Genomic DNA, 23052 nt, shown 5'->3' on the forward strand with positions numbered 1-23052 from the left:
GTGGACATCTTGTTGAGAAAAGCCGTTGGTAAGCAGCTTCCGCTACATTTGATGCTCATACCGGGCATTGTCATTGTGTTCATCTATAGCTACATTCCCATGCTTGGCATTATCATGGCATTCCAAAAGTATATTCCGACGAAAGGCTTGCTGCATTCCAAGTGGGTAGGCATGAAAAATTTTGAATATTTGTTCAATATGCCTGATTTCTATCAAGTGCTCTGGAATACCGTCTTTATCGCGATTATGAAAATCGGTTTCGGCCTTGTTGTCCCGATTACGATCGCCATTCTGCTGAATGAAGTGGGCAAACGATTCGTGAAGCGATGGGTGCAAACACTCATTTATCTTCCCCATTTCCTGTCGTGGGTCATCCTAGGAGGTGTGCTGATCGACATTCTTTCGCCTTCAACAGGGCTTGTGAATCAGTTCCTGGGCTTGTTCTCGATCGAGCCTATCTTCTTCCTCGGCGACAACGACTGGTTCCCGTTCACACTCATTTTATCGGAGATCTGGAAGGAATTCGGCTTCAGCACCATCGTTTATTTGGCCGCTCTGACGACGATCAATCCCAGCTTGTATGAGGCGGCGGTCATTGACGGCGCCAATCGGTGGAAGCAGACATGGCATATTACGATTCCCGGCATGCTGCCGGTCATTGTACTGATGGCGACATTAAGTCTTGGAAATGTATTAAATGCGGGGTTCGACCAAGTATTTAATTTATATAGCCCGTTAGTCTATGAAAGCGGGGATATCGTAGATACGTTAATTTACCGGGTCGGATTGATCGATATGCAATACGGCGCCGCTACTGCGCTGGGCTTGTTCAAATCGTTCATCTCTTTTATGCTCGTCTCGGTATCGTACTGGCTTGCCTATAAAGTGGCGGACTATCGGATTTTCTAAGGGAGAGGGGAGAAAGCTATGATACAAGGGAAATCGATGGGGACGAGATTATTCCATCTGTTCAACTATGCGTTTCTCATTACGCTGGCCCTGCTCTGCCTTGTGCCTTTAATTCATATTTTGGCCGTCTCGCTCAGCTCCAATGTAGCTGCCAGTGCGGGCATCGTGAAGCTATGGCCCAAGGAGCTGACGTTCAAATCTTATGAGTTCGTGCTGTCCAAGAGCGAGTTCCTGCTCTCGTTATGGGTGACGGTACAGCGCGTCTTGATTGGCACCGCGGTTAGCATGACGTTGTCTATTCTGATCGCTTATCCGTTGTCCAAGAGCAACAGGGATCTGAAATTCAGAACAATTTACGCGTGGTTTTTCGTGTTCACCATCTTGTTCAACGGCGGACTGATTCCGTGGTATATGACGATTCGGTCAACAGGGCTGCTCGACTCGTTATGGGCGCTGATTATACCGGGGGCGGTGCCCGTCTTCAATGTCATTCTGCTGTTGAATTTTTTCAGAGGCTTGCCGAGGGAGCTTGAGGAGGCGGCATTCGTAGACGGCGCCGGCTATTGGAAGACATTATGGCGCATCTATGTGCCGTTGTCGATGCCGTCCATTGCCACAATCGGCCTGTTTACGATTGTCGGACATTGGAACTCCTGGTTCGACGGGCTGGTTCTGATGAATTCCCAGCATAATTATCCGCTTTCGAGCTATCTGCAGACGGTTATCGTGCAGTCCAGTCTGACCAATATGTCCGCGGAGCAGCTGGCGAATCTCGCTACCGTATCTGACCGGACTGTGAAGGCGGCGCAGATATTTGTAGGCTCATTGCCCATCCTTGCCTTTTACCCGTTCCTTCAGAAGTACTTCGTATCGGGCATGGTGCTGGGCGGAGTGAAGGAATAACAGATATACCTATTAGAAGGAGAGACTATGATGACACAAGTGAAAAAACCATGGACGCTCTACGCCATCCATCATTCCCATACCGATGTCGGCTATACAGAGCGGCAAGAGAAGATTCAGCAGTATCATGTCGACTTCATCCGTCAAGCGCTAGCGATCTTCCAGGAGATTGAATCCGGGAGAAGGCCGGAGTGGAAGGGGTTCCGCTGGGTATGCGAGACGTTCTGGCCGATTGAATCGTTCCTGGAGCGCGCGACGGAGCAGGAGCGGGAAGCATTCGCGGGGGCCGTGCGGCGCGGGGATATCGGGTTGTCGGGCACCTATCTGAATATGAGCGAGTTGACCGGCAAGGAGCTGCTGGAGTCGATGATCGCGCGAGTCCGCGACTACGGCGAATCGATCGGAGTGCCTGTGGAATCGGCGATGACCGCCGATATTACGGGATTCGGCTGGGGGTATGGCGATGTGCTGCATAGCGCGGGCATTCGCAATGCGATCACATGCATTCATACGCATCATTCCATGTATCCGCTGTGGAAGAAGCAGCAGCCCTTCTGGTGGGAGCTGCCAAGCGGCGAGAAGCTGCTCGTGTGGAACGGGGAGCATTATGTGTTCGGGAACGACTTGGGTCTGATGCCGGGCCTCGGCGGCTCCTATACGATCAAGGATGAATTCGTCATTGATACCGCTCAAGGGGTTACCTTCGATATGGCGGAAGTACGCATCCCCCGCTATGTGAAACGGCTACAGGAGGACGGTTATCCGTTCCCGTTCGCTCCGGTCATGCTGTCGGGACTGCCGACGGACAACGGATCGCCCAATGCGCAGCTGATGGACTTCGTCAATGAATGGAACGGAAAGCATGGAGAAGACATCCGGATTCAGCCGGTCACGCTCGACGAGTTCTTCGCCGTTGTTAGGGAGCATGCAGAGCGGCATCCCGAAGATATCCCCGTTCATCGAGGCGATTGGCCCGATTGGTGGACGGATGGTGTAGGCTCTACGCCGAAGCATGTGCAGGTATTCCGCGAAGCGCAGCGCGTCTATCAGAAAGTAAGAAGACTGGACCCGCAGGGCGAGATCATATCACAAGACCGAATCAAGCAGATGGAATATGAGCTTACCCTGTTCGCGGAGCATACGTGGGGTTACCACTCCTCGGTGACGGAGCCGTGGAATCCGTTCGTACAGGAATTGGGGCTGCGCAAGGAAGCGTTCGCGGCGAATGCCAGCACATTGGCGCACCGCGCCTTGTATGACATTCTGGAAGCGCGGGGAGACGCGCTGCTGGCGCCGAATCGGCCTATGAGATTCAAGCTGCATAATCCTCACGGCTATGCGCAAGAAGACTGCGCCCATCTCATCATGGAATTCTGGCATCATGATCTGATTAAGGAAGGATTCGAGGTGCGCGACGAGACGAGCGGCGAGAGCTATGAGGCTCAGCTTAGAATCGCGCCGCGCGGCGTAATCATTAGCGTGCCTGTCAGACTGGAGGCCGGCGAAGAGAAGGTGATTGCGATCAAGCCGGTGAAGGCGGAGCGGAGCAATACGGCGTATCGCAATGACTACGTAGGTTCGGACCGCATGATGGATATCGATGTTCCGCAGCCGAAGGGTATTGATTCATGGAAGGTGACGTCGACTTATATCGATACGCCTTATGTACGCATTGATTGGCGCAAGGGGGAAGGAATTACTTCTTGGTACGACAAGAAGGACGGCAAGCAATTGCTGAGGGAGGACCGCTTGCATCAAGCTTTCACGCCGGTCTACGATGTGACCCGCGCTCCGAAAGTGCAGGATATGTATGAAGTGCGGCGCAAGATGGGGCGCAATCGGAAAGGGCCGGATGCGGATATATCGGTTGGAGTGCTCACGGGCGCGGAGGTGATCATGCAAGGCGATGTGTACGGAACCGTACAGCTAACCTATGAAGTGAACGGCTGCTCGCATTATTCCTTGCTTGTCACGGCTTATGCCGATCGTCCTCGTGTAGACGTCGCGGTTAGAATGCATAAGGACAGTGTATGGGACCCGGAGAATCTCTATATCTCCATCCCGTTCGGCGGACCTCAGTCAACGGAAGGAACGGAGCTGTGGATCGACAAGGTGAACGCGCTCGTCCGGCCGCGCGTGGATCAGCTGCCGGGCAGCCTCGCGGATTATTATTGCATCGGTGAAGGCGCAGCTTATGTCGGGAACGGGACAGGCGTGGCCATTGCGATGCCTGATACGCCGCTCATTCAGCTCGGTTCGCTTCAGCACGGCTACCGCTTGCTGAACGGAGATGAGAGATTGGAGAAGGAGCCTGCCCATCTCTATTCCTGGGCCATGAACAACTATTGGGAGACGAACTTCGCAGCGACATTGGGAGGCTTCTACGAATTCCGATACCTTGTAGCATGGGGAGACGGAGCGGCGACGCCGGAGGCGGCGCTGGAAGCTTGCCGCAGTATGAACGCAGGCATTCTCGCATGGAGAGTCCGCTAAGTGAGGCGACTCGAAGGAGGGAGGTATGATCGATGAAGTATAGGGACGCGTCCTGCACGGTCAAAGAACGGGTAGCCGATCTTCTGGAACGCATGACGCTTAGGGAGAAGATCGGACAATTAATCCAGCCCTTCGGCTGGCAAGCCTACGAACGGTCGAGCGACGGCGAGCTTCGGCTGAAGGAACAATTTCTTGCCGCTATGCGTGAGGGGGGAGTCGGTTCATTATACGGCGCGCTTCGCGCCGACCCTTGGACGGGCGTAACGTTGGAGACGGGCTTTTCTCCGCGGGAAGGCGCTGAGGCGGTCAATTTAATTCAGCAATATGCGGTCGAGCATACGCGCCTTGGCATTCCGATTCTGTTCGGAGAGGAATGCTCGCACGGACATATGGCGATCGGAGCCACTGTATTTCCCGTTCCGTTAGCCATGGCGAGTAGCTGGAATACAGAGCTTTACCAGGATGTATGCCGCGTCATCGCAGTCGAGACGCGTGCCCAGGGGGGAGTGGCTACTTATTCGCCTGTGTTGGATGTTGTTCGCGATCCCCGCTGGGGGCGGACAGAGGAGACATTCGGCGAAGATCCTTATCTGATTAGCGAGATGGGAGTCGCTGCCGTCCAAGGCCTGCAAGGGGAGGGCATTCATTCCGAGAGCTCGATCATGGCCACACTGAAGCACTTCGCCGGTTATGGCGCTTCTGAAGGGGGGCGCAATGCGGCTCCCGTGCATATAGGCAGGCGAGAGCTGATGGAGAAGGACTTGCTGCCATTCCGGAAAGCGGTGCGGGCGGGCGCGATGTCGCTGATGACGGCTTACAATGAGATCGACGGTGTGCCGTGCACATCTAATCGGGAATTACTGACGACGATTCTGCGCGGGCAATGGGGCTTCGACGGCTTCGTCATTACGGACTGCGGCGCAATCAATATGCTGCATAGCGGCCACCATACCGCAGAGACGGAGCAGGAAGCCGCCGTTCAGGCGCTGCTGGCGGGCGTAGATATGGAGATGTCGGGCGACAGCTTCGGCAAGCATCTGGAGCAGGCTATACAGGATGGACAGTTATCAGAGGATGATATCGATGAGGCTGTGAAGCGGGTGCTGCGCGTAAAGTTCGAATTGGGATTGTTCGAGCGTCCATATGTCGATCCCGGCCGTGCAGCAGAGGTTATCGGCCGCGAGGAGCATCTCCGTCTGGCCCGCGAGATGGCCCGAGAAGGCATCGTGCTGCTCAAGAACAAGCAGGCGCTGCCGCTGTCGGCGGCAGCCGGCAAGCTGGCCGTGATTGGGCCGAACGCGGATAATGCCTATAATCAGCTTGGCGATTATACATCGCCTCAGAGGCGTGAGGAGATCGTTACCGCTCTGGATGGTATCAGGCAGCGGGCAGCGGGAGCGAACGAAGTGCTGTACGCGCCGGGCTGCCGCATCAAGGATCCGTCGAAGGAGGGGTTCGCACATGCTCTGCAGTGCGCGAAGCAAGCCGATACCGTCATTGCCGTCGTCGGCGGCTCCAGCGCCCGGGACTTCGGTGAAGGAACGATCGATCTGAAGACAGGGGCCGCCGTCATTACAGATCGTTCCGGCTTGAGCGACATGGATTGCGGAGAAGGATTCGACCGTGCCGAGCTTGGCCTGTCCGGCGTGCAGCTGGAGCTGCTTCAGGAGCTTCATGCGCTGGGCAAGATGCTGATCGTCGTCTACATTAATGGCCGCCCGATTATCGAGCCGTGGGTGGACGAGCATGCCGATGCGATCGTCGAAGCCTGGTACCCCGGTCAGCAAGGCGGACATGCGATCGCCGATGTGCTGTTCGGAGACTATAATCCATCGGGGAGGCTTGCGCTCTCGATTCCGAAGCATGTCGGCCAGCTTCCGATTAGCTATTCCGCCAAGCGGACGAAGGGCAAGCGGTATGTCGAGATGGACTTGGCGCCGCGTTATTCGTTCGGCTATGGCTTAAGCTACACCACATTCCGTTATAGCGACCTTAAGCTGAGCAAGTCGAGCATGAACCCGGAAGAAAGCTGCACTGTCACTGTCGAAGTCAGCAATACAGGAGAGCGGGCCGGACACGAAGTGGTGCAGTTATACGTGAGCGACGTCTACAGCTCTGTAGCCAGACCTGCGAAGGAGCTGAAGGGGTTCCGCAAAATTTACTTGGAGCCTGGCGCAACCGTACCTGTCTCGTTCGAGATAACAAGTGAAGAGCTTCAATTCGTCGGAGCCAACTATCAATGGCTTGTGGAGCCCGGATTGTTCGTCATCGAAGTAGGCGGACAAGCGGATCAATGTCTGAAAGTCGAATTGTATGTAGAGATTGACAATCAGGAGCAGATAAAGGAGTAGCGATTACTATGAAAGAGCATCGACTGCCGCAAATTGATATTCCCCACTTACCGTTGCCACAAGCGGTCGAAGAAGCTATCGCAGAGGCGGAGCGACGCCTTGCTCACCGTCCGAAGCTGAGCCGGCTGTTCCGGAATTGCTTTCCGAATACGCTGGAGACGACAACGAAGCTGCTGGAGGATGGAACGACCTTTGTACTGACGGGAGATATTCCCGCTATGTGGCTGAGAGACTCCGTAGAGCAAGTCATTCATTATGTGCCGTTCGCTAGAGAAGACGAGCAATTGCAGCGCATTCTGGAGGGGGTAATCAAGCGCCATATGTTCTACATTGGCATCGATCCCTATGCCAATGCGTTCAATGAGACGGCGAATGACTGGCACTGGAATGCATCCGACGAGACGGAGATGTCTCCTTGGGTATGGGAGCGTAAGTTCGAATTGGATTCCATGTGCTTCTCGTTCCGGCTGGCCTACCATTATTGGAAGAAGACGAAGCGAACGACTATATTCGACGATAGCTTTAAGACTGCCTTGAAGAGCATGTTGAATGTATGGCAGATCGAGCAGCAACATGCCGAACGCTCCGGGTACCGGTTCCAGCGGCATAACGGCATAATGATCGATACGTTGAGAAAGCAGGGGCGGGGCATGCCGGTGAACGACACGGGCATGATCTGGTCCGGCTTCCGGCCTAGCGACGATGCCTGCGACTTTCACTTCAGCATCCCGTCCAATATGCTCGCTGTCGTGACGCTTCGCCAGATGCAGGAGGTTGTACGCGACGTGTATCGGGACGAGTCTCTGACAGCGGCGATGGCAGCTATGGAAGAAGAGATTGAACACGCCATCGCCTTGTACGGCATTGTTGATCATCCGAAGCATGGCCGCATATACGCTTTCGAGACGGACGGCTTCGGCAATCATGTACTAATGGATGACGCGGGTACGCCAAGCCTCCTGTCTATTCCGTACATCGGCTACGCGGCGGCGGATGATCCGATTTATACGAATACGCGCGCATTTATTTTCAGTGAGGACAATCCTTACTATTATAAGGGAGAACGGATAAGCGGCATAGGAAGCCCTCATACGCCGCCGGATTACGTATGGCCGCTGGCGTACTCTATGCAGGGCTTGACTGCGTCCGACGACAAGGAAATGCTGCAGATGATCGAGCTGCTGGAGGCGACAGATGCCGACACGGGTTATATGCATGAAGCATTCCATAAGGATGATCCGACCCGGTTCACTCGCGACTGGTTCGCCTGGTCGAACAGCCAGTTCGCGCAGCTGGTATGGAAGGCGCTCCAGAAGGGACTTTTGGATAAATCATAATGAATGAAGACAGGCTGGATACAGCAGAAGGAGTGACGGAATATGTTCAACAAATATCCAGTAAACCCCGTTCGCAGAGAAGCATTCTCGGCTGCACCGCTTGCGAAAGGATATGAAGCCGTCTGCGGTAAGATGCTGGATTATATTCACGGACACAGCGATTCACCGGCGTGTATCGTCATAGACGGCACCCATGGAGCGGAGTTTCAACGTCTTGTGCGGCAAGCGGTAGCCCTCATGGAGAAGGAAGGCCGCAAGGTCAACGTTCAAAGCACGGCAGGTTATCTGAAGTCAGGTGAGCAGCTGCGGGAGCAATTCGCAGACAATATTACCGATAATCGCGCCTTCGGTTACGTCGTCGAGGGGGCAATCGCCGATTACTTCCACGATAACGCCAGAGCTGAAGCAGCGAAGCGAATGGACGAAGGAGATGCTGCGGAGGTTCAGCTGCTATTCGGTCCCGGCGCGCATTGGCTAGCCGGCGGGCGGGAAGCGCTCGTACTGTATGCAGACGTCTCGAGAGAGTACCAACAGGTTGAGCATAAGAAGCAACTACTAAATTTCGGCATGACCTGGAACAAGGATGCGGTGGAGAAGTACAAGATTTGTTATTTCGTAGAATGGCCGATTCTGGAAAACTACCGCAAAACGCTATGGCCGAGCATTCACTATTATATCGATATGAACCAGCCGGCGTATCCGGTCATCGTATCGGGCGAGCATTTGCAAAGGATGATTAAAGATATTGCCCTGTCACCTCTGCGTGTCAAGCCGTTCTTCGCGCCCGGCGTATGGGGCGGCCAGTATCTGAAGAAGCTGGCGGATCTGCCGAAGGAATGGGTGAACTGCGCATGGGGCTTCGAACCGATTGCACCGGAGAATTCCATCCTTATCGGATGCGGCGAAGATCGAATCGAGGTTCCGTTCCTGATCGTCATGGCGTTAGAGTACGAGGCGATCATGGGAGCGCGCGCCGTTTCCTTGTTCGGAGACTACTTCCCCGTACGCTTCGACTTCCTGGATACGATGGACGGGGATAATCTGTCATGCCAGGTTCATCCGAAGCAGGAGTATGTGCGGGAGACGTTCAATGAGTTCATGACGCAGCAGGAATCGTACTACATTATGGATTTGAAGAATGAAGCCAAGGTCTATCTGGGGATGACGGAAGGGACGACGAAGGAGCAATTTCTTGAGGCTGTGGAAGGGGCGCAGGAGAGCGGCGTTCCTATGGCGTTCACGAACTATGTCAATGAATGGGATGCCAAGAAAGGCGATCTGTTCCTGATTCCTCCTGGAATGGTACATTGTTCCGGCAAGGACAATCTGGTTCTCGAGATTTCGTCCACGACGTGGTGGTTCACCTTCAAAATTTACGATTATCTGCGCAAGGATCTGGACGGCAAGCCTCGCCCCATCAACGTTGATCACGGCTTCCGCAATATTGACTTCGATAAATCGAGGGTATGGGTGAAGGACAATCTGATCCCGGAGCCCAAGCTGGTCGATCGACAAGGGGATAATGAGGAGTATAGCCTGGGACAGCACGATGACTTGCTATTCTATGTCAATCGCGTACATCTTCAAACAGTGTGGCATGCCAACACGAATGGGGAATTCGTCATGTATAATCTGGTGGAGGGCGAACGCGTGCGTATCGAATCCTGCAAGGACGAGTCGGTGTTCGTGGAGCTGAATTACGCGGAATCTTACATTATACCGTCGGTGTTCGGAGCGTACAAAATCGTCAATATGACGGACGCGCCGTGCAAGCTTGTGAAAGCGGGAGTGTCTCCCGCTTGGGATGTGAGCCTGCTTGAAGGATAAGCTAGTACTGGCGATGGATGTCGGAGGGACCTCTGTCAAGGCATGCGTAGTGGAGAGGGGAGAAGTGCTGAGGCATACGCTGACGCACTATCCCTCTTATGGGAAGGAGCCGGCGGCGGTCATTATCGGCCAATTGGCGGCGATTGTAACGGATTTGCTGCGACAATATGTGCAGCTGACGCAACGAAATTTGCCTGATGAGCTCTGCGTCGGCCTGGCTTTCCCGGGACCGTTCGATTACGATGAGGGGACTTGCTGGATTCGTGGTCTGGACAAGTTCGAATCGCTGTATGGCGTCAATGTGAGGGAGAGGCTGCTGGAAGAGTTGCATGCTTTTGATCGGACTCAGCCAGCCCGACAATTCAAAGTCGTGTTTCAGAACGATGCCCGATTGTTCGGACTAGGCGCTTCCGTCCGGTTTCCGGATGAACGCTTGGCGGTAATTACACTGGGAACGGGAATCGGCTCCTGCTTCATCGATCGCGGCAAGCTGGTGACGAAGGGGCCATCAGTGCCAGCTGACGGGTATTTGTTCGGCTTGCCGCACGGGGAGGGTATCGCCGATCATTGCTTCTCCCGGCGCGGCATCCTTGCGTTGTTCCGGGAGGCGGGATATTCTGATGACGGGTATGATGTGAAGGAGTATGCCGAGCTTGCCCGGCGCGGCGACGCGCGCGCATGTGAGCTGTTCTGGTCCTTTGGTCTCGAGCTCGGTTCCTTCCTCGCTCCTTTTATGAGGCAATTCTCCGCGGAACGGCTCGTCATAGGCGGGCAGATCGCTGGCAGTCTGGACCTATTTGACGAAGGGCTTCAGCAAGGCTTACAGACAGGGAAGTGTTATATCGTCGTGGAGGCGTTGGAGGATGCTCTGTACCATACCTTCATCGGAGCGTCCCGCATGTTTCTATAGCCAGTTATTGCATATGATTCGCCTGTAGCGGATCAGACAACAAAATCGAATATAAATGAGACAAACTTAAGCATTCGCTTTTCGCCTCGCTATTGGTATAGTATAAGGAAAATCGAACCATAGGGGAGATGAAAAGCATGGCAAATCAGTTGAATGTAACCGTGTGGAACGAATTCAGGCACGAAAAGCAGAACGAAGCGGTTCGCAAAGTATATCCAGACGGCCTTCATATGGCGATTGGCGGCAGCTTCGACGACAGGTTCAACGTATCCTATGCTACGCTGGACGAGCCTGAGCACGGCCTGACGGAGGAGAAGCTGGCGAACACGGATGTGCTGCTCTGGTGGGGACATAGCGCCCATGGCGATGTGCAGGACGAGATTGTGGAACGGGTCTGCAGGCGCGTGCTGGAAGGAATGGGACTTGTCGTCCTGCACTCCGGTCATTTCTCCAAAGTGTTCAAGAAGCTGATGGGCACGACTTGCGATCTGAAATGGCGGGAAGCGGGCGAGAAGGAGCGTATCTGGGTCGTGTCGCCGGGCCATCCAATCGCGGAAGGCATCGGAGAATACTTCGAAATTGAGCATGAAGAAATGTACGGCGAGCACTTCGACATTCCGGAGCCGGATCATCTGGTATTCGCCAGTTGGTTCCAGGGCGGAGAGTTGTTCCGTAGCGGCTGCTGCTTCCATCGCGGCCAAGGCAAGATCTTCTACTTCAGACCGGGGCATGAGACTTATCCGACATATTATCAGGAGGAAGTAAGACGCGTTATTTCCAATGCGGCGCGTTGGGCAGCTCCGACGAAGCGCGAAAAGCCGGTCTATGGCAATGCGCAGCCTCTTGAGCCGATTACAAACGAAGGCTAATTAGTAGCAGCATTTGAAGAAAACTCCGATTGAGTGTTCAGCGCTCGATTGGAGTTTTTTTGTGCTGTGTATGAATGGCGTGTGGCATCGGTTGGTGCTCGGAAAGAGTGTGTACAAGTCGATGCTAAGTCTGGAATCTGGATTAGAGGATATTCACTTGTGAATTTGTGGATAAGTGGTTGATGATTTGTGTATAAATCATTTTGATTTGTGGACAAAACAAATTCATTTGTGAATAAGATAGTGGATAATGTGAGTAATATGTGCATATCTTTTGTGGATGACTTGGATTTGTGATTTGAATGAAAGACATACTGGGCATAACTTTTGGCGGATCACCCTACTTGATTAGCGCATTCTCCAAGAATTTTAGTTGTGGAGAACGGTACATTAGAGACATCAATACCAAGTTAATGAAGGAGGAAGCGCAAATGCTGGATAGCGGGATAGAAGTAACGGAGGAACATATTCGATACTATCGGGAGAATGGATTCGTACAGGTGGACAATATTTTATCGCCTGCTGAGCTGGAAGAGCTGCGCGAGGCGCTTGATGAAGTGATGGGGGCTGACGGAGGCAGGTCGTTGCAGACATCCAGCGAAGGCAGTGGTTACTATCGGGTGCTCAATCAGCGGGTGAATACGTGGCGCGATCATGGCGGAATGGCCCGATTCGTCTTGTCGAGCCGCTTCGCGGATGTAGCGAGGCAGCTCTCTGGTTATAATGGCGTGCGATTGTTCCACGATCATGCGCTATTCAAGATGCCGGGAGACTCCAAGCCGACAGCGTGGCATCAGGATTGGCCGTATTGGCCGATGAATGAAGCTCGGGCCATGTCAATATGGATCGCACTAGACGATGTCGACGAGCGCAACGGCTGTATGATGTTTGTGCCCAAGTCGCAGCGTATTCGCAATTTAAGAACGATTGATCTCGTAGATCCTCAAGATTTGTTCGCCGACGAAGGAGCGAAGGAAGTGGATCGCAATTCCGCGGCTATCGTCAAAATGAAGGCGGGAAGCTGCACGTTCCATGATGGACTGACCTTCCACTACGCCCACGCCAATACGACGGAGCGACCTCGAAGAGCACTTGCCATTGTGTTTATGGAGGATGGCACAACGTACAGTGGAGCAGGGCATGCCTGCACCGACGGCTTGGGACTGGCTAGCGGTGAGGCATTGAAGGGAGGATTGTTCCCGAAGCTGGCTTGAACTTAGCGACCTTCCTTCTAGGGAAGCATGGACGGCTGAACTAGGACGAAGGAGTAGTTTTGGGAAGAGATAAGCGGACATCTTCCCGGAGCTGCTCCTTTGCACACTTGGAAACAGGGTATGATTTGATCGAGTCTGTGGATAACCGCATAAAATTATGTGGATATATCAAACGGATATGTGGATGAATTGTGGATAAGGTTGTGGGTGTAGGTGAAGGAGAAGATTCAGAGGTGGAGGCGGAAACTGTTAATTGGATTTTATGCCACTATTGAAGTTGAATGCGTCGTTCTCACTGCCGCAAGTGGAATAAGTACAGTTGAATGAGGCTATATGGCACAGGTTCATAATCATCGGCCGATTGAGTAGCACGGAATCCAGTTGTTGGCGACAAGCAGGAGAAGTTCAATGGACATAATGACATGAAATCCAGTTCAATGAATGACCGTAAGGTGTATAACGGAAGGCCTCTGTCTGCAGTGGACAAGAGGTCTTCCGTTCGCTTCGTTACAAAATGCTGTGCGTATTACGGTATTCCCTTGGCGATACACCTTGCCACTTTTTGAACACATGGCTGAAGTTGTGAATGTCCTCATAGCCGACCTGCTCCCCGATCTGCTGGATGGACTGTTTCGTTTCGCGCAGCAGACGTTTGGCCGACTGATGGCGTATGTGCTGCAGGAATTGCTGAGGCGACAGGGCGAAGGTCATTTTGAACAAACGGATAAAATGGTCCTCGCTCACATTCAGCTGAGCAGCCAAAGTGGCATTCGGGTAAGGCAGGTGGATCTGATTCTGCATGTCATGAACGAGCTCGAGCAACTGATCGCGGTAGAAGGCCGCGGCGTTGCGTTTGTTATCCTGCTGCAGTCTGGAGATGGCGGTCAATATGATCAGCATGTATCCTCGGCATGCTACTTGATGACCCGGCTTCTTCAGCTTATGCTCATCGGCGATCTCTTCCATCGCCTGTACGATATCGGGAGGGATAGAGCGATAGCATCTGGCGAATACGGGAAGACGGTCTTCTCCTTCATGGACGGGCCAATAGCAGAAGCGTTCGGGATGTACCTCCTCTTCGGATACGACCATATCCCGGTCAATCGTGATGTCAAGCTCGTCGTACAAGTCGAAGTGAATGCCGAGCAGATGGACAAGCGAATCCGATTGTGAATTAAGATGTATGCTGTGGCGCAACGCGGGGGCAAGAATGAGGAGATCGCCCGCTTCATACCGGATCGGCTCTGACATATCCTCGAATGCAACAGTCATTGTGCCGGAATAGACGTACATGAGCTCATAATCGTACAATCTTCGAACATCGCCTTTGAAATTATGCGGGACGTATTGATGTTCAGACCAATGTATGCTGGGAGAGAATTCGGCAGGGTTGTAGAGTCTGATGTTGGGATGTCTGAATGAAGTGTCGCTTGTCATCTTCAACCTCCTGGCGTATAGCTGTATTCATTATATACCTGTAATTCACAATAATAGTGAAGCGGTTATTAGAGTAGTAATCGCTTCCTTAGCCTTTGTTGATAAGAAGTGTTCTCTACAGACATCATAGTTCAAATATCGATAATTCACAAATTAAAATCGGATAATAGCAAATACATTCCTTCTCAAAAGCTGTAGCATGATCACCATAGTATATATAACTAGAATTTCAGATGAGCGAGGGAGTGCGTACGAATGAGTAACCAAAGCAAACCGAATGTAAAGCTGGGCGTTGTCGGGCTTGGAGGCCGAGGTAGAGGGTTGCTCGGCTTGTTGCTTGAAATGGACGATGTGGAAATTGTAGCGGTATCGGACAATCACGACGATCGTATGGGACTGGCCGTCGAGCAAGCTCAGAAGGCCGGCAAACCGGAACCTGCTTGTTATAAAAATTATAAAGAGCTGCTGGGACGCGAAGATATAGCTGGGGTGCTTGTTACTTCATCCTGGACGTCACATACCGAAATTGCAGTTGCGGCGATGAAAGCGGGCAAACGTGTCGCTTCCGAGGTAGGGGGCGCTGCATCCATCGAAGAATGTTGGCAGCTTGTCCGCACATCCGAGGAGACGGGCATACCGTGCATGCTGCTGGAGAATTGCTGCTACGGGCGCGAAGAGATGGCTGTCTTGAATATGGTCCGCCAAGGCCTGTTCGGCGAGCTGATTCATTGCCAAGGAGCATATGAACATGATCTTCGTGATGAAGTGGCAATGGGAATTGAGCAGCGTCACTATCGGATTCACAACTACCTGAACCGTAATGGAGATGTTTATCCGACTCACGGCCTGGGCCCTTGGGCGAAGTGTCTGGACATTAACCGGGGCAACCGCTTCGTCAGCCTGACTTCCATGGCTTCCAAGTCGCGGGGGATTCCGCTGTGGGCGGCCGACAATCTGGAGGAAGGACATCCGGCGGCGAAAGCCGACTTCGCGCTGGGCGACATCGTCACGACGATGATCAAGTGCGCGCACGGCGAGACGATTCTGCTCACGCATGATACTTCATTACCGCGTCCATATTCCAGAGGCGGACGCGTACAAGGAACGAAGGGAATCTGGATGGAGGATAACAACTCGATTCACATCGAGGGACAGAGTCCGAAGCATGAGTGGGAAAGCTTCGATGGCTACAAGGAGAAGCATGAGCATCCGGTGTGGAAGTGGTATCAGGATGAAGGCGTGCGCGGCGGTCATGGCGGCATGGACTATCTCGTCCTCAGAGCATATGTGGAATCCATCGCAGACGGCACGGAGCCGCCGATTGATGTGTACGACATGGCGGCATGGATGGCCGTTACTACGTTGTCGGAGCAATCCATTGCGCTTGGCAGCGCTCCGGTAGGCTTCCCCGACTTCACGAACGGCAAGTGGATCGATCGTCCGAAGCAGACGGAAGGATTCTACGACCTGTAGCAATTGACGGGCGGGCTGGCGAAGATGTTGAGTTTGTACGATATTTCGTACAAAAATGGCAAGTTAGCTGAGGAAAGTAAAGGACTTGTACGATATTTCGTACAACGTTCTGGTAAGCGTCTTTCGAATATGATCAAGCTGCCATTAAATCCAAATTTAATTAGCGAAAAGGACCTTATTTTCCGTTCAAGGCGGATAATAAGGTCCTTTCGTAGCATAAGTGACCTCAGAGGACGGAGTTTGTACGAAAAATCGTACAAAACGCAGCACGCAAGGCCCCAGAGGGTGGAGTTTGTACGAAAAATCGTACAAAACGCAGCGGAAGGGGCTACGGAGGATGGGCCCCAGAAATCCAGATAGACCCGCCAATTGTGCTTCGCCCCATCCCGTCGGCATTCCCCGCTTTGTTAGCCAAAGTCCAGCACCTCACCTCACATCTTAGAGCAAATCCTTAACGATCTGCTCCATCACCCAAGTCTCGCGCTGGATGGATAACCCCATGCAAGCTTCCTTCGCGGCGATGACCTCCCGGTTATGCGCGATGGCTTCGTGAATATTGATCCATATAGCGCTCATGCCGTTCGCGACCTCATAGTCCTCCAGATCAGCATCTCCAAGCTGCTCGTCTGCATTGCAAATATAGAAATAAGACAGCATATGCATGAGATCATACTCCGGCTTGTAATGGGGCCTATACTCATCAATGTAGCCGTATTCGGAAAGTACGCGAACATTGACAGCGCCCGTTTCCTCCCGTATTTCCCGCAATAATGCTTCGACGGCATCCTCATTACGATCAATCCCGCCTCCAGGAAAGCTATAGTCGTTATAGCGTTGTGTATAGAGCAGCAGAATGTTCGAGCCGCGCATAATGATGCCTCTTGCCGCTGTCCGTTCATATGCCGCGCCTTCCAATGAACTCAAGCTGTCATGAATGAATGTGCACAATCGTTTCAGAATGAAAACCTCTTTCTACATCCAGTAGTGGTGCGAAAATATGAACCCGCATATCTACTATAAAAATATTTACATACAAAGTCCAGCAAGCAACAGGTATAATCTGGACAGTGAGAGAGAAGTAATGGTGACTCTAAAAGATAAACATATCCGCCTAAAAATCTGACATGCCTCCACTCAGAGCGCAAAATTATAATGAAAGTAATAATGGTCGAGGATTCCTTTATTCCATACATGGGTGTACACAAGCTGCGAGGAGTGATTTCCGATGGATAATCTGAAGAAACGCCCGATCAAGATTCAACTGATGGCGATGTTTGTGCTCTTCCTGCTGGTTATTGTATTGGTTATGTTCGTCACCTACACGCAATCCAAAAAGATGATCTATGAAAAAAATCAGGAATATTCTATTGCATTACTAGATAAAATCACGCAATATATTCAATCCCAGGTCGACTCGATTGACAGCGTGCTTATGAATACTGGCATTAATACAGATATTCATCATTATTTGAAAACGACGGATATGCTCGACAAAATCGATTTCTTCCAAAGGGTCGACTCCCAGGTAACGAGAGTGATCCAACTCCAAAATGGCGTTGCCGCGATGACGATCATCGGTGAGAACGGAAATAACTTGAATCTTATGTTGGATTCTAACAAAAAACAACTGGTTTTGGACACGATTGCAGAAATAAAAGAAACGAGTGACTCGCACTTGAAGCCGTATTATTTCGGATATAGAGAAATCATCGACGGACGGGTCGCCAAACAATATTTTTCCGTAGGAACGACGATCAGCAATATATTTCCGGTGTACACACTTGGGCACTTGGTCGTCATTTTGGATCTGCAAACGTTGTTCCCCAAGTTCAATACGATGCTTGAGAACAGCTTCGGAGATTTTTACATTCTCGATCGCAATGGAACGGTTTGTTCTAGCAACGTTGCGTCGATGGTTGGCCATGAGCTGGATGTGGCGTCATTCTCTGATCACGAGAAAGGCAAATATATCGTTCAGTCGACGGACTTGCAAGAGATGGAAGGAAAGATCGTCCACATATATTCAAAGGACGACCTGTTTCGCGGGTTGGAGCAAACAAAAAAAGTGTATTTATGGATATTGGCGCTGTTTATTCCTTTCATGTGCCTGCTAATCTGGTTAATCAGTCGCAATATTCTCGGGCCGATACGCACATTCATGCGGTTCATTCAAGTGCATCAAATCAAAAACATTTACCATGAGCAGAGAAGGCTGCAGCTGTTCGGTTATCATGAAATTATGGTCATGGCCGACAAGTTCAATGAAATGCTGAATGAAATCGATCGTTTGACGAATGAGGTCGTTGATTCAAGAACGCGGATTATAGCACTCGGTTTGATGAAGAAGCAGGCGGAGCTGGCTTATTTGAAGCAGCAAGTGAATCCTCATTTCCTGTATAACACGCTAGAATCGCTCAAGGGAATGGCCGGAGAGACCGGTGCTCAAGAGATAAGGCAAATGCTCGGCGCTTTGGGGAGAATGCTGCGCTATAGCATCAAAGGCCAGGAGGAAGTCACGCTTCGGCAAGAGCTTGAGATCGCAAAGGCGTATTTGTCCCTCCAGCAGTTCCGTTTTGATGACCGTTTTAATGTGCGCATTGCGTTTCCAGAGGAGCTCCTTCAAGCGCGGATTATAAAAATGATTCTCCAACCTATTCTAGAAAACGCTATCACGCATGGGCTGGAGTGCAGAATGGTGAAGGGGAATTTGCTGCTTAGCGGACAGCTGTCGCAGGAAGGCGATATTGAAATACGCATTCAGGATGACGGAAGCGGCATGTCCGCTGACATGCTGGACACCATTCGGATGCAGCTTGCCTCCGGAGACGAATTTTTGGAGCTGATCAAAGATAGCGAACACTTAGGTGTGATGAACGTTCACAACCGGTTGCTGACCGCTTACGGGGAACCTTATGGCTTGAGTATAGAAAGCGTAGAAGGCGTTGGAACCGAAGTTATACTACGATTGCCTAACAGGGAGGGATGATCGTATGTACAGGGTGATGCTGATCGATGATGAGAAGTGGGTTGTCAAAAGCTTGAAAAACTCGATTGACTGGCATTCGCTTGGTTTTGAAATTATTGCCGAGGCATTCAATGGCGAGGATGGCTACGAGAAAATTAAACAATTAACGCCAGATTTAGTATTTACCGATATTCGCATGCCCGGAATGGACGGGCTCGAGGTGATGAGAAGAGTCACGGAATGGAACAGGGATATTTCCTTTGTTATTACCTCCGGCTACAAAACATTTCATTACGCCAAAAAAGCGATACAGTACGGCGCGCTCGATTATTGTCTGAAGCCGTTCGATGAAGAAGAAATCATGGAAGTTCTTCGCGTATACAAGCGGAAGGTGCAAGTGTATGGGGCCAATCTCCAGATCGAGCTGCTCCACTTATTGCAGGAGAATGATGCCTCCACTTATCCGCGCATGAAAGATATTATGAGAAGGCTGGGACTGCCGTGGGATGGTTCGGCCGGCGTTACCGCGCTGGTTGCAGTAGGCGTTTGCTCGCTGCCTCATCTGAACAGCATGCCTCATCTCGTGCTTCAAACAGGCTTAAACAAGCGACTTTATCTGATGGAAGGGGACCGGACAGAAGTTCTGTACGAACGCTTCTCTGCTTTTCTTCCTGACGCAATTACGGGGATTGGCATTGGAACTTGCGCCCATGATATCGAAGGGCTCGTTCAAGCGATCGGCGAAGCGAATACGGCAGCGCATCATTTTTTCATAGCCGGTCATGCCGGCTGCTGGCGAGCCGTCTCGCAGGAGAGCAGATTGGATGCATTGAAGGAGATTCTGTGGAACTTAAGACGCACGCAGAACATGAACAACATTGCGTTGTTCGTGGAGAAGGGAAAAGAACTGCAGGAAAGCAGCTGCTTCACGGTTCGCAATGCGTTGTCCCTTTATCATCTGGTGCTATCCAGCTTGTATCAGCTTGACGAGGAGCAATTGTTGACATACGAGGAGCTCGTCGGGAGATTCCATGATCTGGAGGGACTATACGATTATATAAAGTCACTGCTGACGGAGCATTACTCCCACACGTCCCCGGCAACGGAGTTGGTCTCACAAAATTCGACCTTTCATCGCATCGTCACGTTCGTCGACGATCATTTTCGTGAGAATATTTCACTGCAGAGCGTATCTGAGCAGCTGGACTTGAACCTGAGTTATATTAGCCAGCTGTTTCGCAAGGAAAGCAAGGAGACGTTTTTGCAGTATTTAACGAAGAAGAGAATCGCATACGCTTGCGAATTGCTAGTTACTACTCAGACGACGGTTCAGGAAATTTCAGAGCTAGCGGGATATATGGACTACTTTCACTTTGCCAAGACGTTCAAAAGAAGTACTGGCCAGACCGCTACGCAATACCGCGAAGCCCATTCGATAGGCTGAAACGATAAAAATGTAAGCGTTATCTAAAAGATGAACATCCTGCATCTAAAGAATGGCCATGTTCGCTCCTATGGGCACGGCTATATAATGGAAACAGAAATGAAATAACGCAAAAAGTTACTTTCATTCAATAAAAAGTAAAAGTGATTGGGGGAGAAAAAAGCATGAAATCCGCTGTTCGAAAGCTCGTATCCGCAGCGCTTGTCAGCAGTCTCTTATTCGTGTCGGCATGCAATACAGACGAGATGAGGGAAGGCGAGCAAAGCAGCCAGTCGTCAGGTTCGCCAGTCGAGGAAAGCTCCAATAGCCCGGAAGCCAAACAAGAATACGTCATTAAAGTGTTGGTTCAGACGAACAATCAGATTAAGCGAAGTGACGAGACGAAGATTGGAAAGAAGATTAAAGAGAAATTCAACATTGTGTTCGAGTATATGCAAACACCGGGGAATTATGCCGACAAGCTGAACCTGATGCTGGCCGGCGGCGACTATCCGGAAATCATCACCATTCAGGACAATGCTACCTTCGACAAGTATGTGAGAGCCGGCGCGCTGCTGCCGCTCGACGATGTGGTCGAAAGCTCGCCGGCGTTCGCGGAACGGTACAACGTTCAAATTCCGTTATGGAAATTATCAGCATTTGACGGCAAGCTGTACAAATGGGAAGGTCAGGTGCCGGTCGACTTCCAGAACAAGGTTGAAGTCAACGACGTCGGCGTGCGTATTGACGTTCTGGAGCAACAGGGCTGGCCGAAGCTGCTCTCAACGGATGATTACATCCAATTTCTAAAGAAGGCGCTCGAAGAGAATCCGATGACGAATGGCAAGAAGACAATTGGCATGATCGTACCATTCGGGGAACCGTGGGGCATGCAAGGAATCTCCTCGATCATGTATGAGAAGGGCGGCCGATATTCCACAGCTGCTGGTAATCTCGGAGTAATCTGGAATCAGGTAGACAAGAAGTTCGAAGATATGATGACCAACGAGTATGTGAAGGAAAATCTTGCTTTCTTCAACAAGTTGTACCGGGAAGGCATCTTGGATAAAGACTCGTTCACAGACAAAATGGATCAGTTCCAAGAAAAGCTGAATAGCGGCAGGGCGTTGTCTAGCTGGTATGTCGTATGGGGATTGGTTACAGCAAATCAGGGATTAATCGAAGCCGGACATCCGGAGCTGCAATATATTAACCTGCCGATACGCAGCATGAAGCAGATCGAACGCAATGAGAAGCGGCAAATTCGCGTGGAAGATACGCGGCCGTTCGCCATCTTCGCAATTACGAAGAATGCCAAGCATCCGGAACGGATTAAGGAGCTGGTGGCATGGGCGGCGACGGAAGAAGGACGGATTATGCTACAGTCGGGTATTGAAGGCGAAGAATATACCATCGAGAACGGGAAACGCGTACCGACGGATAGCTATAAGGAGGCGTTGAGAGATAGGGAGCTGGGCAGAAGCATCGGCTTCGGCGCTTTCGATTTCCTCGGCAGCGTGCTGTCGAATGCGCCGGACGGCGTCCCTTACAGCATGGAGTACGATCCGAAGATTCAAGATGAGCTGCAGCTTACGCAAGGCATGCGGGATGCGTATGAGCAGCTGGGCTGGGAAAGCTCCAAGGAATATTTCATTCAGACCGGCGAAGCGGCGAACACGGGGATAGCCGGCACGATCACCATTGATACGACGTCGGAGCTCGGCGCCCAACACCAGAAGATGGTTGACTTCCGCGTCAAAAATTCAGCTTTGCTGATCGTCTCGCCGAAGACGGATGAAGAATTCGAGACGATGTATGAATCTGTTATCGCCAGCTACAAGCAGTTAAAGCCGGAAATCGTCGTGAACGAATACAATAAGCTCTATGCAGAGAAACAGGCGCAGTTGATGCAGCTTAAATAATAGACCGGATTCGGGAAGAAGGGTTAAGCGGCATGTTTCTCTTCTTCCCGCCGGTTCGGGAATGAGGAATCCATCATGAATCGTGCAGCCATGCATCCCATGAAGAGGAAGAAAGCATCCGTATTGTTCGCGCAGAGGTATTTGTACCTGATGCTGTTACCCGCCGTTTTATTCCTGTTTGTCTTCTGGTATGTGCCGATATTCGGTTGGCTGATCGCCTTTATCAACTACAAGCCGGGCTTTAAGCTGTTTCCCGCGGAGTGGACGGGATTGCTGCAATTCAGAAGTTTTTTTACGGATAGTAAAGACTTTATATACTTGCTGCGCAATACGCTGGCTATGAATATCGGTTCGCTGATCGCCAATCTGGGCGCGGCTTTCGTTTTTGCACTGTTGTTGAATGAAATACGCTATCGATTTTTTGGGCGAATCATACAAAGCGTCACTTTTTTTCCGTTTTTCATATCGTGGATTATCATTTATTCGCTCTCGAGCGCTCTGCTTGCCACTTCCAGCGGTGCGGTCAACGAGACACTCGTGCAGTGGGGATTCATTGAAGAAGGCGTCAATGTACTGGGTGATCCGAAGTATGCTTGGATGTTTATGATCTTACTTGGTGTATGGAAATACCTAGGTTATAACAGTGTCATTTTTATTTCGTCCATCGCATCCATTCCTCAGGACTATTACGAAGCGGCGTCAATGGATGGGGCGAACCGTTTTCAGCGCATGTGGCATATTACAGTTCCTGCACTCGTTCCGACGCTGATCGTACTTCTCATACTGAATAGCGGTTGGGTTCTCAACTCTAATTTTGAACAATTTTATCTTTTTACCAACTCAACCAACTGGGAGAAGATGGAGGTTCTTGAACTTTACATTTATAAATACGGCTTGCAGCTCCTGAACTATCCGTATGCGACTGCAGTAGGCATTATGAAGACGTTCGTCAGTCTCATCCTGATTATAATGGTGAATGCCATTGCCAAAAAAGCAACAGGTAAAGCTATATTCTAACC

The 23052-nt window shown here is 51.3% G+C and carries 16 protein-coding genes; 14 read left to right on the forward strand and 2 right to left on the reverse strand.

The features are described from left to right. The first annotated feature begins 51 nt into the window (after positions 1-51). The 9 genes from ACFQ2I_RS01930 (at position 52) to ACFQ2I_RS01970 (ending at position 12813) form a co-directional block, all read left to right on the forward strand. Positions 52-909 carry an ABC transporter permease gene (locus ACFQ2I_RS01930; RefSeq protein ID WP_377561949.1) on the forward strand — a complete coding sequence of 286 codons (858 nt, stop codon included), beginning with the start codon at positions 52-54 and terminating at the stop codon, positions 907-909. A gap of 18 nt (positions 910-927) precedes the next feature. Continuing rightward, positions 928-1812, forward strand: coding sequence for a carbohydrate ABC transporter permease (locus tag ACFQ2I_RS01935; RefSeq protein WP_377561789.1), 885 nt, complete (start codon positions 928-930; stop codon positions 1810-1812). Between the two features lie 30 nt (positions 1813-1842). Next, on the forward strand, positions 1843-4305 hold the full coding sequence (locus ACFQ2I_RS01940; RefSeq protein ID WP_377561791.1) for a glycoside hydrolase family 38 N-terminal domain-containing protein: 2463 nt from the start codon (positions 1843-1845) through the stop codon (positions 4303-4305). Between the two features lie 32 nt (positions 4306-4337). Beyond that, entirely contained in the window at positions 4338-6656 is a 2319-nt protein-coding gene (locus tag ACFQ2I_RS01945) for a glycoside hydrolase family 3 N-terminal domain-containing protein (protein WP_377561792.1), read from the forward strand. A gap of 8 nt (positions 6657-6664) precedes the next feature. Next, on the forward strand, positions 6665-7993 hold the full coding sequence (locus ACFQ2I_RS01950; RefSeq protein WP_377561793.1) for a glycoside hydrolase family 125 protein: 1329 nt from the start codon (positions 6665-6667) through the stop codon (positions 7991-7993). A 42-nt stretch (positions 7994-8035) separates the two neighbouring features. After that, the gene (locus ACFQ2I_RS01955) at positions 8036-9820 is read left to right on the forward strand and encodes a class I mannose-6-phosphate isomerase (protein WP_377561795.1); all 1785 of its coding nucleotides are present in this window, start codon (positions 8036-8038) and stop codon (positions 9818-9820) included. After that, positions 9810-10730, forward strand: coding sequence for an ROK family protein (locus tag ACFQ2I_RS01960; RefSeq protein WP_377561796.1), 921 nt, complete (start codon positions 9810-9812; stop codon positions 10728-10730). Before ACFQ2I_RS01955 ends, ACFQ2I_RS01960 begins: the two co-directional genes overlap by 11 nt. Positions 10731-10867: 137 nt before the next feature. Then, complete coding sequence (locus ACFQ2I_RS01965; protein WP_377561797.1) at positions 10868-11599, forward strand: ThuA domain-containing protein; 732 nt, start codon at positions 10868-10870, stop codon at positions 11597-11599. A gap of 431 nt (positions 11600-12030) precedes the next feature. Further along, a complete protein-coding gene (locus ACFQ2I_RS01970) occupies positions 12031-12813 on the forward strand; it encodes a phytanoyl-CoA dioxygenase family protein (protein WP_377561798.1) in 783 nt (260 codons plus the stop codon). Positions 12814-13320: 507 nt separating this feature from the next. On the opposite strand, the gene ACFQ2I_RS01975 is transcribed toward ACFQ2I_RS01970, so the two are convergent. Continuing rightward, positions 13321-14250 carry an AraC family transcriptional regulator gene (locus ACFQ2I_RS01975; RefSeq protein WP_377561799.1) on the reverse strand — a complete coding sequence of 310 codons (930 nt, stop codon included), beginning with the start codon at positions 14248-14250 and terminating at the stop codon, positions 13321-13323. Positions 14251-14505: 255 nt separating this feature from the next. On the opposite strand from ACFQ2I_RS01975, the gene ACFQ2I_RS01980 reads away from it, so the two are divergent. Next, positions 14506-15723, forward strand: coding sequence for a Gfo/Idh/MocA family protein (locus tag ACFQ2I_RS01980; protein ID WP_377561801.1), 1218 nt, complete (start codon positions 14506-14508; stop codon positions 15721-15723). A 438-nt stretch (positions 15724-16161) separates the two neighbouring features. On the opposite strand, the gene ACFQ2I_RS01985 is transcribed toward ACFQ2I_RS01980, so the two are convergent. Further along, a complete protein-coding gene (locus ACFQ2I_RS01985) occupies positions 16162-16671 on the reverse strand; it encodes an NUDIX domain-containing protein (protein ID WP_377561802.1) in 510 nt (169 codons plus the stop codon). Between the two features lie 277 nt (positions 16672-16948). Between ACFQ2I_RS01985 and ACFQ2I_RS01990 the strand changes: the two genes are divergently transcribed. The 4 genes from ACFQ2I_RS01990 (at position 16949) to ACFQ2I_RS02005 (ending at position 23050) form a co-directional block, all read left to right on the forward strand. After that, positions 16949-18709: a sensor histidine kinase gene (locus ACFQ2I_RS01990; RefSeq protein WP_377561803.1), complete on the forward strand. Its 1761-nt coding sequence runs from the start codon at positions 16949-16951 to the stop codon at positions 18707-18709. Positions 18710-18713: 4 nt separating this feature from the next. Further along, a complete protein-coding gene (locus tag ACFQ2I_RS01995; RefSeq protein WP_377561804.1) occupies positions 18714-20132 on the forward strand; it encodes a response regulator transcription factor in 1419 nt (472 codons plus the stop codon). A 164-nt stretch (positions 20133-20296) separates the two neighbouring features. After that, entirely contained in the window at positions 20297-22033 is a 1737-nt protein-coding gene (locus ACFQ2I_RS02000; protein ID WP_377561805.1) for an extracellular solute-binding protein, read from the forward strand. 75 nt (positions 22034-22108) lie between these two features. Further along, the gene (locus ACFQ2I_RS02005) at positions 22109-23050 is read left to right on the forward strand and encodes an ABC transporter permease (protein ID WP_377561806.1); all 942 of its coding nucleotides are present in this window, start codon (positions 22109-22111) and stop codon (positions 23048-23050) included. Positions 23051-23052: the final 2 nt, after the last annotated feature.

Origin of the sequence: Paenibacillus chungangensis, assembly GCF_042675905.1 — a bacterium.
In the GTDB taxonomy this organism is placed as follows: Bacteria; Bacillota; Bacilli; order Paenibacillales; family Paenibacillaceae; genus Pristimantibacillus; species Pristimantibacillus chungangensis.